Origin of the sequence: Pseudarthrobacter sp. AG30 (genome assembly GCF_003116525.1) — a bacterium.
Taxonomy (GTDB): Bacteria; Actinomycetota; Actinomycetes; order Actinomycetales; family Micrococcaceae; genus Arthrobacter.
In genome coordinates this window covers 47,574-71,153 of record NZ_QEHL01000008.1, presented here as the reverse complement: position 1 = coordinate 71,153, position 23,580 = coordinate 47,574, and the positions used below count along the sequence as shown (strand labels likewise).

Below are 23,580 nucleotides of genomic sequence, written 5' to 3'. Positions count from 1 at the left end.
CTCAAGCCTCGGTGTAGGGAAGGAAGGCCGAAACCTGGAAGCCCCCGCCCGCGGCCGGGCCGGCCGCCAACGAACCATCGTAAAGGCTGATCCGCTCCCGCATGCCCCGCAGCCCGTTACCGCCGCCTTCCCCGGCTCCGACTGCCGGATGGGCAGAAGCGCCCCGGCCGTCGTCGTGCACCTCAAGCTGCAGCCCGCGCGGCTGCCACCGCACCAAGACCCGGGCCCGGGCTTGCGGACCTGCATGCTTGAGGACGTTCGTCAGGGATTCCTGGAGGACCCGGTATGCGGTGAGTTCGGCGCCCGGAGGCAGGGTGCGCCGCGGAGACCCCAGCTGTTCGACGTCCAGCGGAAGGCCTGCCGCACGGAACCCCAGGAACAGTTCATCGAGGTCCGCAAGTCCGGGCAACGGGCGGGTGGTGGACTCATCGCCGTGCCGCAGCACACCCAGGAGGCGGCGCATTTCGGCCAGTGACGTCCGTGCCGTGGCGGCAACCGTGGCCAGCGTCTCCGTGGCCACGGCGGGGTCGGCAGCCGCGGCGTACCGCGCACCGTCAGATTGCGTGATGATCACGGACAGGGAATGCGCCACGATGTCATGCATCTCACGGGCAATGTGCGCCCGTTCATCGGCTGCCGCCAGGGAGCGTTCCTGCTGCTGTTCGATTTCGAGCCGGCGGGCACGGTCCGCCAGGGTCTGCAGTTGCTGCCGGCGCACGCGCGTCAGGTCTCCGAGGGTCCAGCTGAACAGCACCAGCATCCAGATCAGGACCGTGTAGACAGCGCTGATGGTCAGGCCCAGCACGCCTGTCTCAGCCGTGCTGCTGAGATTGCGGGTTGTCAGCAGCACGCCGCCCAGCAGTCCCAGTCCCAGGACCGTACGGCTGGCCCGGGCAGGACCGTACGCGGCAACGGCATAGATAATCAGCGGAACAGCCAGCAGCCCGGCCAGCGGCTCCAGCCCTGTTGCCCACAAGACCAGGCACGCCAGTACGGTGGCGCCGGCCGCGTGCACCGGCCTGGTGCGCCGCCACGCCAGCGGCACCACCAGGGCGCACGACAGCAGGAAGTGCCAGGGACGGTCCGCCATGAGGTAAACGGGACCGCACATCAGCAGGACCGCCAGCATGAGGACCAGGTCAACCCGGAAAGTGTTGACCCGGATCCAGTGATAAACCTTGTGCCGTAATTCCACCCCGGAACTCTATGCTGTCGTGGTGGCGAGTGCCTCATCCCTGGGGCTGATCCTTCTCCGGCCGCCGCGCCCGCCGCGCCGCCCGCAGACGCCGTGTCCGAAATGTGGGACGGCTTGCCCACCATATGGATGACTTGGCTACCCTGAAAATATGAGCGCATCCTCCATCGATCTTGCAGTTATTCCCGGCGACGGCATCGGCCCCGAAGTCATTGCCGAGGCCCTCAAAGTCCTCGAGAAGGCCGTGGCCGCGGAGGGCGTGCAGCTCAAGCCGACACATTACGAACTCGGCGCCGAGCACTGGCTCGCCACCGGCGAAACCCTGCCGGACCACGTCCTGGCGGACCTGAAGACGCGCGACGCGATCCTCTTCGGTGCCGTCGGCGCCGCCCCGGGCGACACCCGCATCCCCTCCGGAATCATCGAACGCGAACTGCTCCTCAAGCTCCGCTTCAGCCTGGACCACTTCGTCAACCTGCGGCCGTCGCGGCTTTACGGGACGGTCGGCAGCCCACTGGCCAACCCCGGGACCATCGACTTCATCGTGGTGCGTGAGGGAACCGAGGGGCCGTACGTGGGAAACGGCGGCACGCTGCGTGCCGGAACCCCGCACGAGGTCGCCACGGAAGTCTCCCTGAACACCGCACACGGTGTGGAGCGCGTGGTCCGCGACGCCTTCCGCCGCGCCAGCCTCCGCGAACGCAAGCACGTCACCCTGGTCCACAAGCACAACGTCCTGGTCTTCGCCGGGCATCTCTGGAAGCGCACCGTCGAGGCTGTCGCCCAGGAATTCCCAGGCGTCACCCACGACTACCTGCACGTTGATGCCGCCACCATCTTCATGGTCACGGACCCGTCCCGCTTCGACGTCATCGTCACCGACAACCTGTTCGGCGATATCATCACCGACCTCGCTGCCGCCGTCACCGGCGGCATCGGCCTGGCGGCGTCCGGCAACATCAACATGGACCGCACGGCGCCTTCCATGTTCGAGCCGGTCCACGGTTCGGCGCCGGACATCGCCGGCCAAGGCAAGGCCGACCCCACCGCGGCCATCCTCTCCGCGGCACTCCTGCTGGACCACCTGGGGTACGCGGAAGCCGCACGCCGGATCGAAGCCGCTGTGGTTGCCGACGTCGAACAGCGCGACGGAACCGCCCGCAGCACCAGCGCCGTCGGCGACGCCATCGCCGCAGGACTCTAGCCCACGCCGGGGGCTCCGGCTTCGGGCGTAAGCTTGACTCGAATCACCAAATGCCGCCTCGCTGTTCAGCGCTGAACCCCGGGGCGGCCGATCGTGGAGGAACCATGACTCAGACCGCCCATGGCGTCGAATTCACCCGGCAGCTTTCGGAGAACCCGAAGTCCGCCGAAGAGCGTGCAGCCATCCTGGCAAACCCGGGATTCGGCAACTACTTCACCGACCACACCGCCATCGTCGACTACAGCGTTGACGCAGACGGCAACGGCGGCTGGCACGATGCCCGGATCGAGCCCTACGGCCCGATCGTCCTTGACCCGTCCGCCGCCGTGTTCCACTACGGCCAGGAAATCTTCGAGGGACTCAAGGCGTACCGGCACGCTGACGGCTCCGTCTGGACGTTCCGGCCCGAGGCGAACGCGGCCCGGCTGAACAAGTCGGCCCGCCGGCTGGCCTTGCCCGAACTGCCGGCCGAATACTTCCTCGGCGCCATCCGCGAACTAGTGGCTGCCGACAAGGAATGGGTTCCTTCCGGCGACGGCGAAGCCCTCTACCTGCGCCCCTTCATGATCGCCACCGAGGCCTTCCTGGGTGTCCGCGCCGCCCGCGAGGTGTCCTTCCGGGTGATCGCCTCTCCGGCCGGCAACTACTTCGGCGGCGAACTCAAGCCGGTCTCCATCTGGATCTCGCGCCAGTACGCCCGCGCCGGCCGCGGCGGCACCGGCGACGCCAAATGCGGCGGGAACTACGCCGCCTCGCTCATCGCGCAGCAGGAGGCCGACGCCAACGGCTGCAAGCAGGTCCTGTTCCTCGACCAGGCCAATGACAACGCCGTGGAAGAGCTGGGCGGCATGAACGTCTTCTTCGTCATGAAGGACGGCTCCCTGGTCACGCCCGCCCTCACCGGCACCATCCTGGAAGGCGTCACCCGGATGTCCGTGATCCAGGTGGCCAAGGACATGGGCCGTGACGTGGCGGAGCGGAAGATCACCCTTGACGAATGGCGCGACGGCGTGGCCTCGGGCGATATTGCCGAAGTGTTCGCCTGCGGCACAGCTGCCGTGATCACCCCGATCGGGGTGCTGAAGGACGCCACCGAGTTCATTGGTTCCGAGGACGCCAAAGCGGGCGAAACCACCATGGCCATCCGCGAAAAGCTCCTGGGCATCCAGACCGGCGCCGAACCGGACACGCACGGCTGGCTGACACGCCTGGCCTAGGTTCTGCCCTGACGACGGCGCCTCCCGGACTTGGGTCCGGCAGGCGCCGTTTTGCGTTGCCGCAGGGGGTGCCGGGTCAGCGGCGTGCGGCTTTCCGGGCAGCGTTCTTCATCGCTTTGCGGGACACGGGCTTGAGTGCCTTGCGGGCAGCTTCTTCCGCCAGGGCGCGGTTGCGCCGGGCGTCGATCAGGTCGTTCCAGAGCGTGGTGGCAAAGACGCCGCCGTCCTGGGCATAGACGTCGTAGGGATAGCCGGCGAAGACGGCGGGGGTGGGGCCGCTGGTGAACAGGTCCTTGCCGCCGGCCTGGGCCACTGCGTCGCCGACAGCCCAGGTCCGGGTCAGGTGGCGGATGAGGTTTTCCTGGACAAAGACGGCGGCGTCAGCGGAGCGGGAGGCCTGGTCCAGCAGCGCTTCCAGGTCCGCGGCGATCAGGGCGGCGCCGGCCTGGTCAGCGGGCGCGGAGGCGGCGGACAGTTCCGCCGTGATGCCGGTGACGGCGTCCGTCCAGTCGGTTGTCTCGCGGAACTTCTTCCAGGTGGGAAACCAGATGATGCTGCCGGTCGCGTGGTTGTGGATGTGCAGGAGGCCGGTGGCCTTTTCGGTCGCCGAATGGTCGTGGCCGTCCGCGTCCGCGCGGGCGAGAAGGTCGGCGAGTGAAGGTGTGCTCATGGGGCGGTGTCCGGCTTCCTGGTGGAGATCGTTGTGCTGTCACAGGTTGCCAACCCCCGCGGGCGGCCGATCTATTCCGCCGCTGCCCTCCGGGACAAGGGGGTGGGGGAGTGCGGGGCTTGATGCAAGGATGGATCAGTGACCCCACTTACCGGCCCCGGCCTGCAGCGCAGCTCCGGCCTCACCCAGTTCCTCCTGGCACCAAACCCGGGCCCCATGAGCCTGGACGGCACCAACTCCTACCTCCTGCGCGTCCCCGGCCGGTCCGCCGTCGTGGTGGTTGACCCAGGACCCAACCATGAACCGCACCTGGAGGCACTGTCGGGCGCCGGCGTCGTCGAACTGATCCTGGTCACGCACCGGCATGCGGACCATACTGCCGGTTCGGCCCGCCTGCACGACCTCACCGGAGCGCCGGTACGGGCAGCGGACCCAGGCCACTGCCATGGCGGCGGAGCGCCGCTGGCCGGCGGCGAAGTAATCCAGGCAGCGGGACTGGATATCACGGTGCTGGCTGCCCCCGGCCACACTTCGGATTCCGTGTGCTTCCACCTGCCGGCCGACGGGCAGCACGGCTCGGTGCTGACCGGGGACACCGTCCTGGGCCGGGGCACCACCGTCCTGGACTTCCCTGACGGCACGCTGGGAGACTACCTCGCCACCCTGGACCGGTTGGAGGCCCTGGGGAACGCGACCGTGCTTCCGGCCCACGGCCCGGTATTGCCGTCCCTGCGGGACATCGTCCGGGAGTACCGCCGGCACCGCGAGGAACGGCTGGCCCAGATCCGTTCCGCGCTCCGCGGCCTCGGCGGGAACGCATCCGTGCCTGAGGTGGCGGACGCCGTCTATGCCGGCGTCGACCCTTCCGTCCGGCGCGCCGCCGAACTGTCCGTGGCCGCACAGCTTTCCTACCTTCGCGGGCCCGAAGGCGGCAGGCAGGACGGCGCCATCGAAACGGTAGGGTAGGAGCCATGCGTATTGCGAGGTTTGTTGTCGATTCCGATCCCCTGTACGGCGTTGTGGAAGGTGATAGCGGCAGTGAGGAAATCACTGTCATCCATGGCGACCCTTTCTTCAATGGTGTGGAGCGCACTTCCGTGCGCCACAAGCTGGAGGACGTCCGGCTGCTGGCGCCCATCATCCCGCGGAGCAAGGTCATCGGGGTGGGCAGGAACTTCGTGGAGCACGCACATGAGCTGGGCAACGAGGTGCCCGCCCAGCCGCTGCTGTTCCTGAAGCCCAACACTGCGGTGGTAGGTCCGAACGACCCCGTGGTCCTGCCGGAGTTTTCCGAAGAAGTCTCCTTTGAAGCCGAACTGTGCGTGGTGATCGGCCGGATCTGCAAGGACGTCCCCGAAGACCGCGTTGACGATGTCATCTTTGGCTACACGTGCGGCAACGACCTCACTGCCCGCGATGTCCAGAAGACGGACCTGCAGTGGACCCGCGCCAAGGGCTTCGACACCTCCGCTCCGCTGGGCCCGTGGATCGAGACGGACCTGGACACCGAGGACCTGCAGATCCAGGGCCGGCTCAACGGGGAAATCCGCCAGGACGGCAGCACCAGCCAGATGATCCGCGGCGTCCGGGAGCTCGTGTCCGTCGTCTCGCACGCGTTCACCCTGCTGCCCGGCGACGTGATCATGACCGGAACACCGGCCGGTGTGGGACTGGTCAAGGAAGGCGACCGCTTCGAGGTGGAAATCGAAGGCATCGGCCGGCTCTCCAACCCGATCGTCCGCCGCTGACCCCGGCTGCCGCGCGGAAGGCCGGAGGGCGGCCAGGCGGGTAAAGTTGAAGCCACTATGACTATCGCTTCTTCGTCGCTTGCCGCCTCCATTCCGCCCGTCACCGCCGAGACCCCCGTTCGCGTCCGGTTTTGCCCCTCGCCCACGGGGACCCCGCACGTCGGACTGATCCGGACCGCGCTCTTCAACTGGGCCTACGCCCGCCACACCAAGGGCACCCTGGTGTTCCGGATCGAGGACACGGACGCGGCCCGGGACAGCGAGGAAAGCTACCACCAGCTGCTGGACGCACTGAAGTGGCTGGGCATCGACTGGGACGAGGGTGTCGAGGTTGGCGGCCCGCACGAACCGTACCGGCAGTCCCAGCGCGGCGACATCTACCAGGACGTCATCAAGCGCCTGCACGACGCCGGATTCATTTACGAGTCCTTCTCCACCCCGGAGGAGATCGAGGCACGCCACCGCGCCGCCGGCCGGGACCCGAAGCTGGGCTACGACGGCTTCGACCGTCACCTGACCGAGGAACAGCTGGCACAGTACCGGGCCGAGGGCCGGCAGGCCGTCCTGCGCCTGCGCATGCCGGACGAGGACATCACGTTCACCGACCTGGTCCGCGGCGAAATTACGTTCAAGGCCGGATCGGTGCCCGACTTCGCCGTGGTGCGTGCCAACGGTGCCCCGTTGTACACCTTGGTCAACCCCGTGGACGACGCCCTGATGGGGATCACGCACGTGCTCCGCGGCGAAGACCTGCTCAGCTCGACGCCGCGCCAGGTCGCCCTCTACCGGGCCCTCTACGCCATCGGCGTCGCCGAGTACATGCCGGAGTTCGGCCACCTGCCGTACGTCATGGGCCAGGGCAACAAGAAGCTCTCCAAGCGGGACCCCGAGTCCAGCCTCTTCCTGCACCGCGAGCGGGGCTTCATCCCGGAAGGGCTGCTGAACTACCTTTCCCTGCTTGGCTGGTCGCTGAGCGCCGACGAAGACATCTTTACCGTCGAGCAGCTCGTTGAGCACTTCGACATCCACGACGTCCTGGGCAACCCCGCGCGTTTCGACCTGAAGAAGGCCGAGGCCATCAACGGCACGCACGTCCGGATGCTTGAGCCCAAGGTCTTCCGCGACCGGGTGGCGCACTACCTGCGCGACGCAGGCCTGGTGGGGGAGATCCTCACTGACCGCGAGGAAGAAATCCTCACCGAAGCCGCGCCGCTGATCCAGGAGCGCATCACGCTGCTGGGCGAGGCGCCGGACATGCTGGCTTTCCTGTTCAAGGCGGACGACGCCGTCGACGTCGCAGATGACGCCCGCAAGGGCCTTCCCGAGAACCTTTCCGAGGTGCTGGATGCCGCGCTTGCCGCGCTGGAACCGGTGGCAGACTGGACAGCGGAGAGCATCCAGGCAGCCCTGAAGCAGGCCCTGGTGGAGGACCTTGGCATCAAACCGCGGCTCGCTTTCGGGCCGGTACGGACGGCTGTTTCCGGCCGGCGGATCTCCCCGCCCCTGTTCGAATCGATGGTCATCCTGGGCAAGGAGTCCTCCCTGCGCAGGCTCCGCGCCTTCCGCGGCTGATGACGGCACCGAGCGAAGCCCGGTCGGGTGCCCGGCATACGCCCTGGGGAGTGGTCAGGGGCGTCCTGTTCGACATCGACGACACCCTGGTGGACCTTGAGTACTCGATGACCACCGCCTTGCGCGAGGTCAGTGAACACCTCCTGCCCGGCCTGGACCAGGCCGGCTGGGAGCGGTTCGGCCGGATCTTCACCCATGAGACCACGCACTACTACGACCGCTACCTGGCCGGCGAGCTGACGTTCAACGAACAGCGCCTCCTCCGGGGCCGCGCCGCACTGGGCCACTTTGGCGTGGAACTGGGCGACGGCGATGAATCGCACCGCTGGCTGGCCGCGTACGTGGAAAAGCAGCCGTCCTACGTGAAGCCGTTCCCGGATGTTTCGCCGCTTCTTGACGTCTTGGACGCTGCCGGGATCCCGTACGGCGCCGTCAGCAACAACGTCCACGATTACCAGCGCGCCAAGCTGGACGGCGCCGGCCTTGAACGCGTGAAGCACCTCGTCGGAACTGACACCCTGGGCGTGGCCAAGCCGGATCCCGCCATCTACCTGGAAGGCGTCCGGCTCTTGGGCACCGTCCCGGCCGAGACGATGTACGTGGGCGATAACCGGCTGCTGGACGCGGAAGGCTCGACGGCGGCCGGACTGGTTGGCGTCTGGCTCAACCGGAACGCCGAGACCGCGGCCCACTTTGGTGGAACCGCGGTCACCACGTTGGCGGATCTCCTCCCGCTCTTCGCCTAAGTCCTGTCCGGGCGGTCGTCCATCAGGCGGCCTTAATCCGGGCGGCGCGGCGAAGGAGGAGATATCCGCCAACGGCGGCTCCCACCAGCAGGGCGATCAGCAGCAATGCCGTGACGGGGCTGTCCAGCCAGGACGACGGCGACACGGCGGCCACCTTCGTGTGCAGTTCCTGCGTTCCGGCCGCGATCCTGGCATTGCCCTCGGCAAGCGTGCCGGCACCGTCCGCCAACTGGCCCGAACCGTCATCAAGCTTGCCGTTGCCGTCGGCGAGTTTCCCGGTTCCATCCGCCAGCTGGGCGGATCCCGACTGCAATTGTCCCGTGCCTTGGCTCAGCGCGGTGGTGCCCTCCGACAACGCCTCGGTCCCGGCCAGGAGTCCCGGGTTGGCAGGATCGCCGCCGCCGTTGACGCCGGCACTGAGCTTGGTGGTGCCGTCCTGGAGGTTGTTGGCGGCGTAGATCAGGCCGGGGCTGTCCGGATCGCCGGGGACGCCATCCATGCCGGTCCGGATCTTCGCCGTGCCATCCGCCAGCATCGAGGTACCCAGCACCACGCCGGGGTTTTGGGGGTCGGTGGCGTTGAGCTTCTCCGCCAGGGTGGCGAAGCCCGCCTTCAGCCGGCCCGCCCCGTCATCCAGCTGGGCGGCTCCCGCGGTCAGACTGCCGGTTCCGGCTTTGAGCTGCCCGGCTCCGTCGTTCAGCTTTGCTGCTCCCGCATCGAGCTGCCCCGCTCCCGCGTAGGCGCGTCGGCCGCCGTCGGCCAACTTGGCGATCTGGTCCTTGATGACGGCCAGGGGAACCAGGCCCTGGGGCCCGTTCGCCGCTGCTTCCAGCTGGTCCAGCCCCTGGCTGAGCGCGGCCAGCCCGTCTCCCTTGGTTGGATCGTTCCCCGCGCCGGGGTAGCCCGTCAGCTGCGCTGTTCCGTTCTTCAACGCCGCTGTTCCTGCGCTCAGGCTGGTGGCGCCGGCGTCGAGCTGACCTGCGCCGGCCGCGAGCCGGCCCGTACCCGCCGCCAGCTGTCCGGCGCCGTCGGCAAGGTTGTTGGGGGCGTTGCCGCCCGCGGTGGGGGTGAGCGCGGCGGACAGCGCGACGGCGCCGGCCTGGAGCTTCCGGGCTCCGTCATCCACCTGGTAGACGCCAGGGACGAGTTTGTTCAGGACGTCATTTTGCAGCTTGGTGGTGCCGGCATGAAGCTTGTCCACGCCGGGGGCGAGCTGGTCCCTGACACCTGAGTAGATCTTGCCCGCACCCGATTGCAGGGCGAGGGCTCCGTTGTTGAGTTGGGTGGTGCCGTCCTTGACCTTGAGCGATCCGTCCTGCACTTGCGCTGCGCCCTTGTTCGCTGCGCCTGCGCCCGCTGCCAGCCGGCCCGAGCCGTCCTTGAGCTGGGCGGCGCCTGCTGCGGCTTGTTCCGCCCCGTCCATCAGCTGGGCAGAGCCGTTGGCGATCTGGCCCGTGAGGTAGGTATAGAAGGCGAGGAAGAGGACGAGCAGGAGGGAGAGGGCCATGATGGCGATGAATTGTGGCCGGGGTTTGCGGGTTGCGGCTGCAATGGCTGCTGTACGGGTTGTCAACGCTGACACTTCCTAACTTCCGCCGGACAGCGGTGTCCGGTGGCGAAACCGTGGTTGGCAGGGCGGTCCCTTGACCTCGTGGGTGCCCGTGGAAACAGGGCAGGGGGCTTGTTACTGATCGGTAACTTACTCGAGGGTAACCATAACGGTGGATGCCGGGCAAGGGTTTGGACGGTTCGCTTTCGCGAAGCCCGGAGGCGCAGGCCGCGCCGGATTTGTGCGAGCCCCAAGTCTCGGGTAAAGTAATTTCTCGTGCTGAGGCGCACGGAGCAGGGAAAACGCCCTGGAATCCGGCCCGAAAGTGCCATTGGGATATGGTGTAATTGGCAACACTACGGTTTCTGGTACCGTCATTCTAGGTTCGAGTCCTGGTATCCCAGCTCTGGTTTGAAGCCCATTCGGGCAGGCAAAACAGAAGGTTTCCACTCGGTTCGCCGATTTGAAACCACGGCAAAGTGTGTGAAATACTCACTGAGCCGAGCAGCGGAAACGCTGCCGGAAAGTACGCGGCCCCATCGTATAGCGGCCTAGTACGCCGCCCTCTCACGGCGGTAACGCGGGTTCGAATCCCGCTGGGGTCACCATGGAATGGTCCCGGGCATCAGCCCGGGACCATTTTTTATTTGCCCGAAATTCGCTGGTGGACAATCCCCGCTCAATGGACTGAACCCCGCGCCGCCCGGCGGGGAGTGGTCCTCCGTGCGGGGAGTCTTCCGCGGAGCCGCTTAGGAGTCCGCCTCCAATGCGGCCGCTGCATCCCGGACCTTGATCAGGGTGCGCAGGTTGCGGGTGGTGGTAGCGGCCTTGAACCTGGACTTCGAGCTGACCTTGCTGAAGGGGCTGTCCAGGGTGCCCCCCACCGGGGCCAGCCACGCCAGCGCTTCAGGTCCAAGGCGCTTCTGGTCCTGGCCCTCTATGGCTGCGCCGGCCGCTTCCAGTTCGTCCAGGACGGCGGTATCCGACGAGAAGGTGATGTAGGTGTGGGTGGATTTGTCATCCTCCGGATAAGGGCAGGCATCCACCAGTTCGGCCACTCGTCCGCCGTCCACGACGACCACCCAGGCTTCATAACCGAACGCTGCCCGGAGGCATTCTTCGGCTTCGCGTTTGACGCCGGTTGCATCCAGGCTGCTGGTCAGCACCACGTTCCCGCTGGCCAGCAGAGTCCTGGCATCGGCGAAGCCCGAAGCTTTCAGTGCGTCCCGGAGGTCCGCCATTTTGATGTTGATTCCGCCAACATTGATTCCACGGAGGAAGACTGCGTAGCTGCCCATGGCCACAGCCTAGTGGCCGCGCCGTCCGCAGGAGCGGACAACGCGGCGGATCCCCTTAGTCGTTGTTCTTGCGCAGGGCTTCGGTGAGGATGCGGCCGGCGTTGCAGACCACCTCTGCGTGCAGGCGCCCCGGCTGGCGGGTCAGCCGCTCGATCGGGCCGGAAATTGAGACGGCGGCGATCACCCGGCCGGACGGTCCCCGCACCGGCGCGGAGACGGAGGCGACACCGGGCTCACGTTCGCCGAGGCTCTGTCCCCAGCCGCGTCGTCGTACGCCTGCCAGGACGGTGGGCGTGAAGCGAGCTGACTGCAGGCCCTCGAGCAGCCGGTCGTGGTCCTCCCAGGCGAGAAGCACCTGGGCGGCGGAGCCGGCCTTCATGGACAGCTGCGTGCCCACCGGGATGGTGTCGCGCAGGCCGATGGGGCGCTCGGCGGAGGCAACGCACACGCGCCAGTCGCCCTGCCGGCGGAAGATCTGGGCGCTTTCGCCCGTGGCGTCCCGCAGTTGCATGAGGACGGGGCCGGCGGAGGCGATCAGGCGGTCCTCGCCCGCGGCCGAGGCCAGTTCCACCAGCCGGCTGCCAAGGACGAACCGGCCCTGGATATCGCGGCTCACCAGCCGGTGGTGGACGAGAGCCAGCGCGAGCCGGTGAACCGTGGGCCGGGCCAGCCCGGTGGCGGCCACAAGCTGTGCCAGCGTGGTGGGGCCGGCCTCGAGTGCATCGAGCACCTGGGCTGCTTTATCAATGACGCCGACTCCACTAGAATTGTCCATGTAATGATATTGCCGTCTCAATATCTGAGATGCAAATCTTTCGGCTGGCGCAGTGCGGAGCCGTCCTGATTCAGTTGGACTCAACAGCCAAACAGCAGTGAAGGGAGATGGCCATGGCAAAGACATTGGCCGAGAAAGTCTGGGACGCGCACGTGGTGCGCAAAGGCGACGGCGAAGGAGCCAACGCCCAGCCCGACCTCCTCTTTATCGATCTCCACCTGGTCCACGAAGTTACCTCCCCGCAGGCCTTCGAAGGGCTGCGGCTCGCCGGCCGCCCGCTGCGCCGGCCGGACCTGACTATTGCCACCGAGGACCACAACACCCCCACGCTGGACATCGACAAGCCGATTGCCGACCTCACCAGCCGGACCCAGATCCAGACCCTGCGCAACAACTGCGCCGAGTTCGGCGTCCGCCTGCACAGCCTCGGCGACGCCGAACAGGGCATCGTCCACGTGGTCGGCCCGCAGCTCGGCCTGACCCAACCCGGCATGACGGTGGTCTGCGGCGACTCGCACACCTCCACCCACGGCGCCTTCGGCGCGCTGGCCATGGGTATCGGCACCTCCGAGGTGGAGCACGTCATGGCCACCCAGACCCTGTCCCTTAAGCCCTTCAAGACCATGGCCATCAACGTCGAGGGCACGTTGCGCCCGGGCGTCACGGCCAAGGACATCATCCTCGCCGTGATCGCCCAGATCGGCACCGGCGGCGGCCAGGGCTACGTCCTGGAATACCGCGGCTCCGCCATCCGCGCGCTCTCCATGGAAGCCCGGATGACCATCTGCAACATGTCCATCGAGGCCGGCGCCCGGGCCGGTATGGTGGCCCCGGACGAGACCACCTACGAGTACATGAAGGGCCGCCCCCACGCGCCTGAAGGCGCGGACTGGGACGCCGCCGTCGAGTACTGGAACACGCTGCGTAGCGACGACGACGCCACCTTCGACGTGCAGGTGGACCTGGACGCCAACACGCTTGAGCCGTTCGTCACCTGGGGCACCAACCCGGGCCAGGGTGTGTCCCTGTCCGGGTCCGTCCCGTCACCGGAGGACTTCGGCGACGAAAACGCCAAGGCCGCTGCCGAGCGCGCCCTGCAGTACATGGGACTCGAAGCCGGCACGCCCATGAAGGACATCCGCGTGGACACCGTCTTCCTGGGCTCCTGCACCAACTCCCGGATGGAGGACCTGCGCGCCGCTGCCGACATCATCCGCGGCCGGCAAAAGGACCCCAACATCCGGATGCTGGTGGTCCCGGGCTCCGCCCGCGTCCGGCTCGAAGCGGAAGCCGAGGGGCTGGACAAGGTCTTCAAGGACTTTGGTGCCGAGTGGCGCTTTGCCGGCTGCTCCATGTGCCTGGGCATGAACCCGGACCAGCTGGAAGTGGGGGAGCGTTGCGCCTCAACCTCCAACCGCAACTTCGAGGGCCGGCAGGGCAAGGGCGGCCGCACCCATCTGGTTTCCCCGGTGGTGGCAGCAGCCACTGCCGTCCGGGGCACGCTCAGCTCGCCGTCGGACCTTGACCCGGCTCCCGAGCCGGCGGTTCAGCCTGTCGAAACCCCATCCGCAAGCCACGCAGCCTAGGACAGCACCATGGAAAAGTTCACCAAGCACACCGGCGTTGGCGTCCCGCTGCGCCAGAGCAACGTCGACACCGACCAGATCATCCCGGCGGTGTACCTCAAGCGCATCACCCGGACCGGGTTCGAGGACGCCCTGTTCTCCGCCTGGCGGAAAGACCCCTCGTTCATCCTGAACCAGGAGCCCTACACTACCGGTTCGGTGCTCGTGGCAGGCCCGGACTTTGGCACCGGTTCCTCCCGCGAACACGCCGTCTGGGCGCTGAAGGACTACGGTTTCAAGGCCGTCCTGTCTTCCCGCTTCGCCGACATCTTCCGCGGCAATTCCGGCAAGCAGGGCCTGCTGGCCGCCCAGGTGGCCCAGGATGACATTGAACTGATCTGGAAAGAGCTGGAAAACGCGCCCGGAACCGAAGTCACGGTGGACCTTGAGTCAAAGACCGTCGTGTGCGGCCCCATCGTGGCGCCTTTCGAGATCGACGACTACACCCGTTGGCGGCTGCTGGAAGGCCTGGACGACATCGGGCTGACCCTCCAGCATGAAGCCGACATCACGGCCTACGAGGCCACCCGGCCCAGCTTCAAGCCGAAGACGCTTCCCGCCCGGCTGTCCTAGCACGCAGGAACGGGCCCGGCGGCAGGAAATACCCCGCCACGGACTGCCGCCGGTGCCCGCTTATTTCGGTTCGGTAACACGACCTCCTATGCTTGGTTGGAGCCTTTGCAAGGATTTGTGGGCTAGTGATCGTGAGGAAACCGGTATATGAGTAGTGTTCTGACAATCCGCGGCGGAGTCCCGCTTACAGGCCGCGTTAGCGTCCGCGGGGCAAAGAATCTTGTACCGAAGGCCATGGTGGCAGCACTGCTGGGCAACGAACCCTCGGTGTTGCGCAACGTGCCGGAGATCAAGGACGTCGAGGTCGTCACGTCCCTGCTGAAGCTGCATGGCGTGACCGTGGAGAAGGACCCGGTCAGCGGAGACCTTACCCTCGATCCGACGTCGGCGAAGACGGCCTCAAGCACCGCCATCGATGCGCACGCCGGCGATTCCCGGATCCCCATCCTGCTGTGCGGCCCCCTGATCCACGCCATTGGGGAAGCGTTCATCCCCGACCTCGGCGGCTGCAAGATCGGCGACCGCCCCATCGACTACCACCTGGACGTCCTGCGCCAGTTTGGCGCCGTCGTGGAAAAGCGCCCCGGCGGGATCCACATCTCGGCACCCAAGGGACTGCACGGCGCCAAGATCTCGCTGCCGTACCCGTCCGTCGGAGCCACCGAGCAGGTCCTCCTCAGCGCCACCCGCGCGGAAGGCATCACGGAGCTCTCCGGTGCCGCCACCGAGCCCGAGGTCATCGACCTGATCGCCGTGCTGCAGAAGATGGGCGCCATCATCAGCGTCCAGACGGACCGGACCATCCGCATTGAGGGCGTCCGCGATCTGGGCGGCTACAACCACCGCGCGCTCTCGGACCGCAACGAGTCCGCATCCTGGGCCTCGGCCGCCCTGGTTACCCGCGGCGACATCTTCGTTGAAGGCGCATCCCAGCGCGACATGATGACCTTCCTGAACACCTACCGCAAAGTGGGCGGCGGGATGGACATCGGCGAGGACGGCATCCGGTTCTACCACAAGGGCGGCAAGCTCAACCCGCTGGTCCTTGAAACAGACGTGCACCCCGGGTTCATGACGGACTGGCAGCAGCCGCTGGTGGTCGCGTTGACCCAGGCCGAGGGCGTATCAATCGTCCACGAAACGGTATACGAGAACCGCTTTGGCTTCACCGACGCCCTCATCCGCATGGGCGCCAGCATCCAGGTCCACCGGGAGTGCCTCGGCAGCGTCCCGTGCCGGTTCGGCCAGCGCAACTTCCTGCACTCGGCCGTTATCTCCGGTCCCACCCAGCTCAAGGGAACGGATATCGACGTGCCGGACCTGCGCGGCGGGTTCAGCCATCTCATCGCCGCCCTGGCCGCCACCGGAACTTCCCGGGTCACGGGCATCGACATCATCAACCGCGGCTACGAGCGCTTCACCGAAAAGCTCGCCGGCCTCGGTGCCGACTTCGACATCGCCACCACGAAGTAGCGGCGGACCGTGAAGGAAACTGCCAAAAGCAGGGCCACGTTTGTGTTCATCGCCGGGATCGCCCGCCCGCTGCTGAACCTCATGATGGCCAAGAAATGGGAAGGCACCGAGAAACTGCCTGCCGGCGGCTTCATTGCCGCGCCCAACCACTGCACCGAGATCGATCCCCTGGTTGTGGGCCACATGCTTTACAACCAAGGGCGTGCCCCGCACTTCCTGGCCAAGGCCGGCCTGTTCAAAGTCCCCGGCCTGGGCTGGCTCCTGAACGCGACCAAGCAGGTCCCCGTTGAGCGTTCGACGACGGGCGCGAACCGGTCGCTGCAGGTGGCCCAGGAGATCGTGGCCGAGGGCGGAGCAATCATCATCTATCCGGAGGGCACATTGACCCGCGACCCCGCACTCTGGCCCATGAAAGGCCATACGGGTGCGGCCAGGCTCGCCCTTGAAGGCGGAATTCCCGTCGTCCCGATCGCCCACTGGGGCGCCCATGAGGTGTTCCCCCGCTACGGCAAGCGGTTCCACGTGTTCCCGCGGAAGCTCTCCCGGGTAGTGGTAGGGGACCCGGTGGACCTCAGCGCCTTCAGCGGCCGCCCGTTGGACAAAGCGACGCTGACCGAAGCCACCGAGGTCATCATGGCCGCGATCACCGGCCTGCTGGCGGGCCTCCGCGGCGAACAGCCGCCGGCCGAACGCTGGGATCCGGCCAAGCAGCAACAAGCCAAGCACGGACGGTTCATCGACCGCGGACAGCCCGGCCCGGAAACGGAAGCACAGTGACCGTTGACCGAAAGCCGGGATCGGCCCGGACTGTGGCTGTCCTGGGCGCCGGTTCGTGGGGGACCACCTTCGCCAAGATCCTCGCAGACGCAGCCGGGGCCGCCGGCAGCCCGCGCGGGATCAAGGTGTGGGGCAGGCGCGCCGAGGTGGTGGACCAGATCAACCGGGACCACCGCAACAGCGACTACCTCAAGGACATCGTCCTGCCCGCCAGCATCACCGCTTCCACCGACGTCCGGGAGGTGCTGGCCGGGGCCGATCTTGTGGTGGTGGCCGTCCCTGCCCAATCCCTCCGCCCGCAGCTGCGGGAGTGGAAGGACATGATCGAGCCCGGAGCCGTCGTCGTTTCCCTCATGAAGGGCCTCGAACTTGGCACGGATGCCCGCATGAGCGAGGTCATCAGCCAGGAACTGGGCCTGCCGCCCGAACGCATCGCCGTAGTCTCCGGACCCAACCTGGCCATGGAAATCGCGCGCGAAGAGCCGACGGCGTCGGTGGTGGCCTGCACGGATTCCGCGACCGCCGGATGGCTCGCCCGGACCTGCACGGCACCGTACTTCCGTCCCTACACCACGTCGGACGTCGTCGGGGTCGAAATCGGCGGCATCGTCAAGAACGTGATCGCGCTGGCCGTGGGCATCTGCGAAGGCAAGGAAATGGGAGACAACACCAAAGCCTCGGTCATTACCCGCGGCCTGGCGGAGACCTCCCGCCTTGCGCTGGCCCTCGGCGGCGAAGCCAAGACCATGGCCGGCCTTGCCGGGCTCGGGGACCTGGTGGCGACCTGCTCATCCGCGTTGTCCCGCAACCACACCGCCGGCCGGCTCCTCGGCCAGGGGCTGACCCTGGAGGAGGTGGGCCGCAAAATGACCCAGACCGCCGAAGGCATCAAGTCCGGCCAGGCCGTGCACGAACTTGCCGGCAAGCTCGGCGTCGAAATGCCTATCACCGCCGCCGTCGTCGCGGTGCTGGCAGGCAAGCTGTCCGTTGACCAACTGGGGCCCGTCCTGCTGTCCCGGGAATTGAAACCTGAAGGCGATCACTGACCATGTCCCAAGACACACCCATCACAGGGGAAACGGCGAGCAGCAGGAAACCGCGGGTAGCCGTGCTGTTCGGCGGCCGTTCCAGCGAGCACGCCGTAAGTTGCGTGACGGCAGCCGGCGTGCTCGGCGCCATCGACAGGGACAAGTACGAGGTCATCCCGATCGGGATCGCCAAGACCGGGCAATGGGTCCTGGCACCGGCCGATACCGCGAAGTGGTCCCTGGCGGCCTCATCGTTGCCGGAAGTTTCGCCGTCTGCCCAGACCGTGACCCTGGCCGAGATCGGCGGCGAACACCAGTTGATTGTCGCTTCCCCCAACGAAGTACCCCAGGAACTGGGTGCCGTGGACGTCGTCTTCCCGCTCCTGCACGGACCCTTCGGCGAAGACGGCACCATCCAAGGGCTCCTGGAATTGTCGGACACCCGCTACGTCGGCGCCGGTGTCCTGGCTTCCGCCGTCGGCATGGACAAGCACTACATGAAAGTGGTCTTCGAAGCCGCCGGGCTCCGCGTTGGCCCCTACCTGGCGGTCACCGACAGGCAATGGCGCAATGACCCCGAATCCGTGCGCAAACAGGTGGACCGGCTGGGCTTCCCCGTTTTCGTCAAGCCCGCACGCGCTGGCTCATCCATGGGCATTTCCAAAGTGGACTCCCTCGACGAGCTCGACGCCGCGATTGAGGAAGCACGCCGGCACGACCTCAAACTGGTCATCGAGGCCGGAATCGTGGGACGCGAAATTGAGTGTGCGGTCTTGGAAGGCAGGGGAACGGACGCTCCCCGGACCTCCATGCCGGGGGAGATATCAGTCGCCGGCGGCACCCACGAGTTCTATGATTTCAACGCCAAGTACGTCGAGGACGATGCTGCCGCGCTGAGTTGCCCGGCGGACATTCCGGCGGAAGCCATCTCGAGGGTCCGTGAGCTCGCTGCGCTGGCCTTCGATGCCGTGGGCGCTGAGGGCTTGAGTCGGGTCGACTTCTTCTACACCCCCGACGGCGAGCTGATCATCAATGAGATCAACACCATGCCCGGGTTCACGCCCAAGAGCATGTACCCGCAAATGTGGGCGGCCTCGGGACTTGGCTACGCAGACCTGATCGATGAGCTCATCCACCTGGCGCTGCACCGGAAGACCGGCCTCCGCTGAGGCCTCGGGCTGGCCTGCGGGCCCATCCCGGTGGGTGGGCCCGCAGAACCTACTTGCTCTGCGGGAGGTTCTGCAGGTCTTCCTGGCCCACGCAGTTCCGCACCGACGGGACCTTCGCGGCGGCGCCTGCGAGGTCCGCAAGGACGGTTGCGGAGCTGATCTTGTCCGGGTCCATCAGGATCTCGGTGGCCGGTTCCCGGCCGTAAGTGGTCAGCGTCCACACCGGGTCGCCTTCCTTGATGACCCAGTCGACGCCGTTGACGGTCACGCAGCGGTCCGTCGTCGGACCCGGTACGTTGACGCCGCAGCGGAGGATGACCAGCGACGGATCACCCCACGCGGCAGTTGCCTGGCTGTTGGTCTTTCGCAGCCGGGAATCGCCGATCGCATCCGGCAGGGCCACCATCATGGGCGCGCAGGCAGGGTTTGCCGCGTCCTTGGCGGCGGTAACGTCGACGGCGGGGGAGCACGCGGTCATGGACAGGGCAACGACTGCCCCAAGAACTGCCATCCTGGTGGCGCGGGCGGTCAGGGGCAGCTGGGGATGGTGCATGGTTCCAGCCTATCGCCGCCGGCGCCCCCGGCAGGACACGATGTCGGCCGGTCGCGGTAGCGTAGTGGCGTGCCTGAAGACCTCCGAAACCGCGTTGACCGCCAGCCCACCGTCGCGGGCCTTTCCGAATCAGACCTGCTGGCCCGGATCTTCCCGCGCCTGCGGATGGCGGGCTCCCACACGGCAAGTACGCTGCTGGGCCCAGGAGACGATGCCGCCATCGTCGCTGCCCCGGACGGCAGGGCCGTGGTCAGCATCGACACCCAAGTCCAGGACCAGGATTTCCGCCTCCTCTGGCCCAACGGCTACCGCACCACAGGATTCGACGTCGGGTGGAAAGCCGCCGCACAGAACCTCAGCGATATCAACGCGATGGGTGCCACCGCCACCTCGATGGTGGTCAGCCTCACCCTGCCGGTGGACACGCCGGTCAGCTGGGTGGAAGACCTGGCGGACGGCCTGAGAGCCGGAATCCAGGCCCTCGGAGCCACCGGGTGTTCCGTTGCCGGCGGGGACCTGGGCCGAGGCCGCGAAATTTCCGTGACGGTCGCCGTCCTGGGATCGCTCGACGGCGGCCGGGCTGTCCTGCGTTCCGGGGCCCGGCCGGGAGACATCCTGGCCTTGGCGGGAACCGTCGGGCACGCCGCTGCCGGCCTGGCCCTGCTGGAATCCGGCATCGCCGCGGACACCCTCGGCCCCGCCGAACGGATCTACCCCGAGCTGCAGTGCCGGCCCCGGCCGCCCCTGTGGGCGGGACCGGCTGCACGGGCGGCGGGGGCGACTGCCATGCTTGATATCTCGGACGGACTCCTGCGGGACGGGCACCGGCTGGCGGCCGCCAGCAACGTCGCCGTTGACCTCGATCCCGCCCGGCTGGCGCACCTTGCCGAACTGCTGCGCCCGGCCGCGACCCTCCTGGACGCGGACCCGGCACCCTGGGTGCTGGCCGGCGGCGAGGACCACGGCCTGCTGGCCACTTTCCCGGCCGGTATTCAGCTGCCACCCGGATTCACTGCGATAGGCTCGGTACATGCACTCGGAACCGACGAAGGCCCGGGCGTCCTGATAGCGGGCCGGGCCGCGGACACCGGGGGATGGGATCACTTTGCACACTAAGGTTGCCGCCAACGCGCTGGCGATGAAGAGGTGGCTGGGCAAGGCGGAAACGGCCCTGGGCAACCACAGCGACCGGCTCAACGCCATCAACATCTTCCCGGTGGCCGACGGCGATACCGGTACCAACCTCTACCTCACCGTTCGCGCCGCAGCCCGCTCGCTGGTGCTCGCCGACGACCAGCCCGCCCCGGTGGACGTCGGTGAAGTCCTCGCCACGGCAGGGCAGGCGGCCATGGAGGAAGCCCGGGGAAACTCCGGCACCCTCTTCTCCGTGTTCCTGTGCGCAGCGGCCGAGCCCCTGGCCGGCCACACCAGGGTGACGTCCACGCTCCTGTCGGCCGCACTGAACCGCGCCCAGATCCGCGCCTGGTCCGCCCTCAGCGATCCCGTCCCCGGAACCATGCTTTCCGTCATGGAAGCAGCCGCCCGCGCCGCGGCCGCCGTGGACGCGGCCCAGGACGGGGACGACAGCAACCACGCGCTGGGCCTTGCCCTGGACGCCGCGGTGGAGGGGGCCCTGGCAGCGGTGATCCACACCGAAGAGCAGCTCGATGCCCTGCAGTCCGCCCACGTCGTCGATGCCGGCGGGGTGGGAATGCTGCTCATCCTGGACTGCCTGCGCTCGGCGGTCCTGGGCGAGGAACTGCAGAACGAACTCCTCGACGGCCTGCACGGCTACGACGTCTCCGATCCCCACATCCACACCGCCATGCCCGACGCCGACGGCGTGGAAGTCATGTGCACCATCAGCCTGTCGCCGCTGGACGCCGCCACCCTCCGGCAGCGCCTGGACGAAATCGGCGAGTCCGTCATCATGAGCCAGGTGGGCGGCGGAGTTGACCCGGACGGGAAGTACCGGTGGCGGGTGCATGTGCACGTGCCGCACCCGGACCAGGCCGTCGCCGTCATCAGGTCCCTGGGCGAGCCGTCCCAGATCAGCGTCAGCGAACTTGCGCTGCCCCGGGACCCGGACATGGACGCAGTGAACACCGGCGGGCATGAACGCTGAGCTCGACCTGGCCCTGGAGCGGCGCATCGGCAAGCGCTCGGCAGCGGTCATTGAGAAACACCTCGGGATCACCACCGTGGACGGACTCCTGAATTACTTCCCGCGCCGTTACATGAGCCGCGGTGAGCTGACCCCCATCAGTGAGCTGCCGCTGGACGAGGACGTCACCCTGATCGCCCGGGTGCTGTCCAGCAGCACGCGCACCATGCAGGCCCGCCGGGGAACCATCACCGACGTCATCGTCTCCGACGACGACGGTCAGCAGGGGCTCCGGCTGGTGGGCGGCCGGGACTTCCGCGGAAAGGTGCCCGGAACCCTAAAAATCAGCTTCTTTAACGGGTACAAAGCCAAAACAGAACTCCTGCAGGGGCGGCGGGCCCTGTTTTCCGGGAAGGTCACCAGTTTCAAGGGACAACTGGGCCTGACAAACCCCGATTTCCAGCTGGTGGACGACGATCCGTTCACCGACAGTGGCCAGGACCCGGAGAAACTCGCCGCCATGCCCATCCCGGTGTACCCGGCAACCGCCAAGCTTCCCAGCTGGAAGATCCAGAAGACCATCGCCACGCTCCTGGAGACACTCGACCTCGACGCCCTGCCGGACCCGGTGCCAACCGAGGTTTCCGCCCGTGAAGGGTTTCTGCCGGTGTCCCGCGCCTACCAATTGATCCACGTACCCGAGTCCGCCGACGACTGGCGCAGGGCCCGGGACCGCCTCCGCTACCACGAGGCCTTGGTGCTGCAGTCAGCGCTGGCGCGGCGCCGCGCCCAGCTCGCTGCCGAGGAAGCCACGGCCCGCCGCCCGGTGGGCGACGGCCTCCTGGCCGCCTTCGACGCCAACCTGCCGTTCACGCTCACAGCCGGCCAATCCGCCGTCGGCCAAACCCTCGCCGCGGAACTGGCGCGCGACACCCCCATGAACCGGCTGCTGCAGGGCGAGGTCGGCTCGGGCAAGACCGTCGTGGCGCTGCGTGCCATGCTGCAGGTCATCGACGCCGGCGGGCAGGCCGCGCTCCTGGCCCCTACCGAAGTGCTCGCGGCCCAGCATTATGACTCCATCCGGCGCAGCCTTGGCGCGCTGTCCGGCGACGGCCTGCTGGGCGGACTGGCCGGCGGAAGCGGCGTTTCCGTGCAGGTCACTCTGCTGACCGGCTCCATGCCCACCGCGGCGCGCAGGCAAGCCATGCTGGATGCCGCCTCCGGGACGGCCGGAATCATCATCGGCACCCACGCGCTCCTGGGTGACAACGTCTCCTTCTACGACCTCGGACTCATCGTGGTGGACGAGCAGCACCGTTTCGGCGTGGAGCAGCGCGACGCCCTGCGGGCCAAGGCGCGCAAGCCCCCGCACCTGCTGGTCATGACAGCCACCCCCATCCCGCGGACCGTTGCCATGACGGTTTTCGGGGACCTGGAGACGTCAACCCTCAGCGAACTGCCCAAAGGCCGGGCCCCGATCACCACCCACCTCGTGGGCCTCGCGGAGAATCCCGCCTGGGCGGCGCGGATCTGGGCGCGCGCCCGCGAGGAGATCGATGCCGGGCGCCAGGTGTACGTGGTCTGTCCCAAGATCGGGACGGACGACGACGGCGACTTCAGCCCCGGCGAAGCCGCACCCCCGGGGGCGGAGGGAGAGGAAGGGCGGGAGCTTGCGTCCGTCACCGCTGTCGTGGAGCATTTGCTGGCCGAGCCGTCCCTTGCAGGGGTGCCGCTTGCCCCGCTGCACGGACGCCAGGAGCCGGAGCTGAAGACGGAGACGATGGCCGGCTTCACCGCCAACCGCATCAAGCTGCTCGTCTCCACCACCGTGATCGAAGTGGGCGTGGATGTGCACAACGCCACCCTGATGGTCATCCTGGACGCCGACAGGTTTGGGATCTCGCAGCTGCACCAGCTCCGCGGGCGCGTCGGCCGTGGCGGACTGCCCGGTACCTGCCTGCTGGTCACCGCCCTGGAGCCGGGGCATCCCAGCCGGCGGCGGCTGGAAGCCGTGGTGGCCACCACGGACGGGTTCGTCCTCTCGCAGGAAGACCTCAAGCTGCGCCGCGAAGGCGATATCCTGGGCGCTTCCCAGTCCGGCGGACGTTCCACCCTTAAACTCCTGCGCGTCCTCGAACACGAAGACGTCATCGCCCGGGCAAGGGAAGACGCCCAGCACATCGTCGGCGGGGACCCGTTGCTGGCGGGCCACCCCGAACTCGCCGACGCCATCGAGAAGTACCTCAACCCCGAGAAGGAGGCGTTCCTTGAACGCGGTTAGCACGGCAGGGCCCCAGGGCGCGG

21 protein-coding genes and 2 tRNA genes are annotated in these 23,580 nt (G+C 67.5%); 17 read left to right on the top strand and 6 right to left on the bottom strand.

From position 1 onward, the window contains the following. Position 1 precedes the first annotated feature (1 nt). Positions 2 to 1,195, bottom strand: coding sequence for a sensor histidine kinase (locus DC347_RS08115; RefSeq protein WP_109045019.1), 1,194 nt, complete (start codon positions 1,193 to 1,195; stop codon positions 2 to 4). 151 nt (positions 1,196 to 1,346) lie between these two features. On the opposite strand from DC347_RS08115, the gene DC347_RS08110 reads away from it, so the two are divergent. Together DC347_RS08110 and DC347_RS08105 are read left to right on the top strand one after the other, a co-directional pair. Beyond that, positions 1,347 to 2,399 (top strand): 3-isopropylmalate dehydrogenase, encoded by a 1,053-nt coding sequence (locus tag DC347_RS08110; protein WP_018760045.1) that lies wholly within the window; start codon positions 1,347 to 1,349, stop codon positions 2,397 to 2,399. Between the two features lie 104 nt (positions 2,400 to 2,503). After that, complete coding sequence (locus DC347_RS08105; RefSeq protein WP_109045018.1) at positions 2,504 to 3,616, top strand: branched-chain amino acid aminotransferase; 1,113 nt, start codon at positions 2,504 to 2,506, stop codon at positions 3,614 to 3,616. Between the two features lie 76 nt (positions 3,617 to 3,692). Here the strand turns inward: DC347_RS08105 and DC347_RS08100 are convergent, their stop codons facing one another. Next, positions 3,693 to 4,286 carry a hypothetical protein gene (locus DC347_RS08100; protein WP_109045017.1) on the bottom strand — a complete coding sequence of 198 codons (594 nt, stop codon included), beginning with the start codon at positions 4,284 to 4,286 and terminating at the stop codon, positions 3,693 to 3,695. Between the two features lie 138 nt (positions 4,287 to 4,424). Here DC347_RS08100 and DC347_RS08095 point away from each other — a divergent pair, with 138 nt between their 5' ends. The 4 genes from DC347_RS08095 to DC347_RS08080 are packed head-to-tail and all read left to right on the top strand — an operon-like array spanning position 4,425 to position 8,352. Next, on the top strand, positions 4,425 to 5,252 hold the full coding sequence (locus DC347_RS08095; RefSeq protein WP_109045016.1) for an MBL fold metallo-hydrolase: 828 nt from the start codon (positions 4,425 to 4,427) through the stop codon (positions 5,250 to 5,252). Positions 5,253 to 5,257: 5 nt separating this feature from the next. After that, positions 5,258 to 6,034 carry a fumarylacetoacetate hydrolase family protein gene (locus tag DC347_RS08090; protein ID WP_018760040.1) on the top strand — a complete coding sequence of 259 codons (777 nt, stop codon included), beginning with the start codon at positions 5,258 to 5,260 and terminating at the stop codon, positions 6,032 to 6,034. Between the two features lie 57 nt (positions 6,035 to 6,091). Further along, a complete protein-coding gene (gltX, locus tag DC347_RS08085) occupies positions 6,092 to 7,606 on the top strand; it encodes a glutamate--tRNA ligase (protein ID WP_018760039.1) in 1,515 nt (504 codons plus the stop codon). Then, the gene (locus DC347_RS08080) at positions 7,606 to 8,352 is read left to right on the top strand and encodes an HAD family hydrolase (RefSeq protein WP_018760038.1); all 747 of its coding nucleotides are present in this window, start codon (positions 7,606 to 7,608) and stop codon (positions 8,350 to 8,352) included. The genes gltX and DC347_RS08080 overlap by 1 nt, the downstream gene beginning before the upstream one ends. 22 nt (positions 8,353 to 8,374) lie before the next feature. Here DC347_RS08080 and DC347_RS08075 read toward each other — a convergent pair whose 3' ends face one another. Then, positions 8,375 to 9,934, bottom strand: coding sequence for a hypothetical protein (locus DC347_RS08075; protein WP_240617730.1), 1,560 nt, complete (start codon positions 9,932 to 9,934; stop codon positions 8,375 to 8,377). 299 nt (positions 9,935 to 10,233) lie between these two features. On the opposite strand from DC347_RS08075, the gene DC347_RS08070 reads away from it, so the two are divergent. After that, positions 10,234 to 10,305 (top strand) — tRNA-Gln (locus tag DC347_RS08070). 128 nt (positions 10,306 to 10,433) lie between these two features. Next, a tRNA-Glu gene (locus tag DC347_RS08065) sits at positions 10,434 to 10,509 on the top strand. Positions 10,510 to 10,650: 141 nt separating this feature from the next. Here DC347_RS08065 and DC347_RS08060 read toward each other — a convergent pair. Next, entirely contained in the window at positions 10,651 to 11,199 is a 549-nt protein-coding gene (locus tag DC347_RS08060; protein WP_109045014.1) for a DUF1697 domain-containing protein, read from the bottom strand. Between the two features lie 55 nt (positions 11,200 to 11,254). Beyond that, positions 11,255 to 11,974, bottom strand: a complete 720-nt coding sequence (locus tag DC347_RS08055) for an IclR family transcriptional regulator (RefSeq protein WP_009356552.1) — start codon at positions 11,972 to 11,974, stop codon at positions 11,255 to 11,257. 113 nt (positions 11,975 to 12,087) lie between these two features. On the opposite strand from DC347_RS08055, the gene leuC reads away from it, so the two are divergent. From leuC to DC347_RS08025, 6 genes are all read left to right on the top strand, one after another. Further along, positions 12,088 to 13,560 carry a 3-isopropylmalate dehydratase large subunit gene (gene leuC, locus DC347_RS08050; RefSeq protein ID WP_109045126.1) on the top strand — a complete coding sequence of 491 codons (1,473 nt, stop codon included), beginning with the start codon at positions 12,088 to 12,090 and terminating at the stop codon, positions 13,558 to 13,560. Between the two features lie 9 nt (positions 13,561 to 13,569). Then, entirely contained in the window at positions 13,570 to 14,172 is a 603-nt protein-coding gene (leuD, locus tag DC347_RS08045; protein WP_018760034.1) for a 3-isopropylmalate dehydratase small subunit, read from the top strand. 147 nt (positions 14,173 to 14,319) lie between these two features. Then, positions 14,320 to 15,645, top strand: a complete 1,326-nt coding sequence (gene murA, locus DC347_RS08040) for a UDP-N-acetylglucosamine 1-carboxyvinyltransferase (RefSeq protein WP_026264222.1) — start codon at positions 14,320 to 14,322, stop codon at positions 15,643 to 15,645. 9 nt (positions 15,646 to 15,654) lie between these two features. Then, positions 15,655 to 16,422, top strand: coding sequence for a 1-acyl-sn-glycerol-3-phosphate acyltransferase (locus DC347_RS08035; protein ID WP_026264221.1), 768 nt, complete (start codon positions 15,655 to 15,657; stop codon positions 16,420 to 16,422). Further along, positions 16,419 to 17,468 (top strand): NAD(P)H-dependent glycerol-3-phosphate dehydrogenase, encoded by a 1,050-nt coding sequence (locus DC347_RS08030; protein ID WP_018760031.1) that lies wholly within the window; start codon positions 16,419 to 16,421, stop codon positions 17,466 to 17,468. Before DC347_RS08035 ends, DC347_RS08030 begins: the two co-directional genes overlap by 4 nt. Before the next feature lie 2 nt (positions 17,469 to 17,470). After that, positions 17,471 to 18,619, top strand: a complete 1,149-nt coding sequence (locus tag DC347_RS08025; RefSeq protein WP_109045013.1) for a D-alanine--D-alanine ligase family protein — start codon at positions 17,471 to 17,473, stop codon at positions 18,617 to 18,619. 49 nt (positions 18,620 to 18,668) lie between these two features. On the opposite strand, the gene DC347_RS08020 is transcribed toward DC347_RS08025, so the two are convergent. Beyond that, the gene (locus DC347_RS08020; protein ID WP_109045012.1) at positions 18,669 to 19,172 is read right to left on the bottom strand and encodes a DUF3515 domain-containing protein; all 504 of its coding nucleotides are present in this window, start codon (positions 19,170 to 19,172) and stop codon (positions 18,669 to 18,671) included. Between the two features lie 69 nt (positions 19,173 to 19,241). On the opposite strand from DC347_RS08020, the gene thiL reads away from it, so the two are divergent. The 3 genes from thiL to DC347_RS08005 are packed head-to-tail and all read left to right on the top strand — an operon-like array spanning position 19,242 to position 23,557. Beyond that, positions 19,242 to 20,288 carry a thiamine-phosphate kinase gene (gene thiL / locus DC347_RS08015; RefSeq protein ID WP_018760028.1) on the top strand — a complete coding sequence of 349 codons (1,047 nt, stop codon included), beginning with the start codon at positions 19,242 to 19,244 and terminating at the stop codon, positions 20,286 to 20,288. A gap of 22 nt (positions 20,289 to 20,310) precedes the next feature. Continuing rightward, positions 20,311 to 21,297, top strand: coding sequence for a DAK2 domain-containing protein (locus DC347_RS08010; RefSeq protein ID WP_018760027.1), 987 nt, complete (start codon positions 20,311 to 20,313; stop codon positions 21,295 to 21,297). After that, positions 21,287 to 23,557: an ATP-dependent DNA helicase RecG gene (locus DC347_RS08005; protein WP_109045011.1), complete on the top strand. Its 2,271-nt coding sequence runs from the start codon at positions 21,287 to 21,289 to the stop codon at positions 23,555 to 23,557. The genes DC347_RS08010 and DC347_RS08005 overlap by 11 nt, the downstream gene beginning before the upstream one ends. The last annotated feature ends 23 nt before the right edge of the window (positions 23,558 to 23,580 follow it).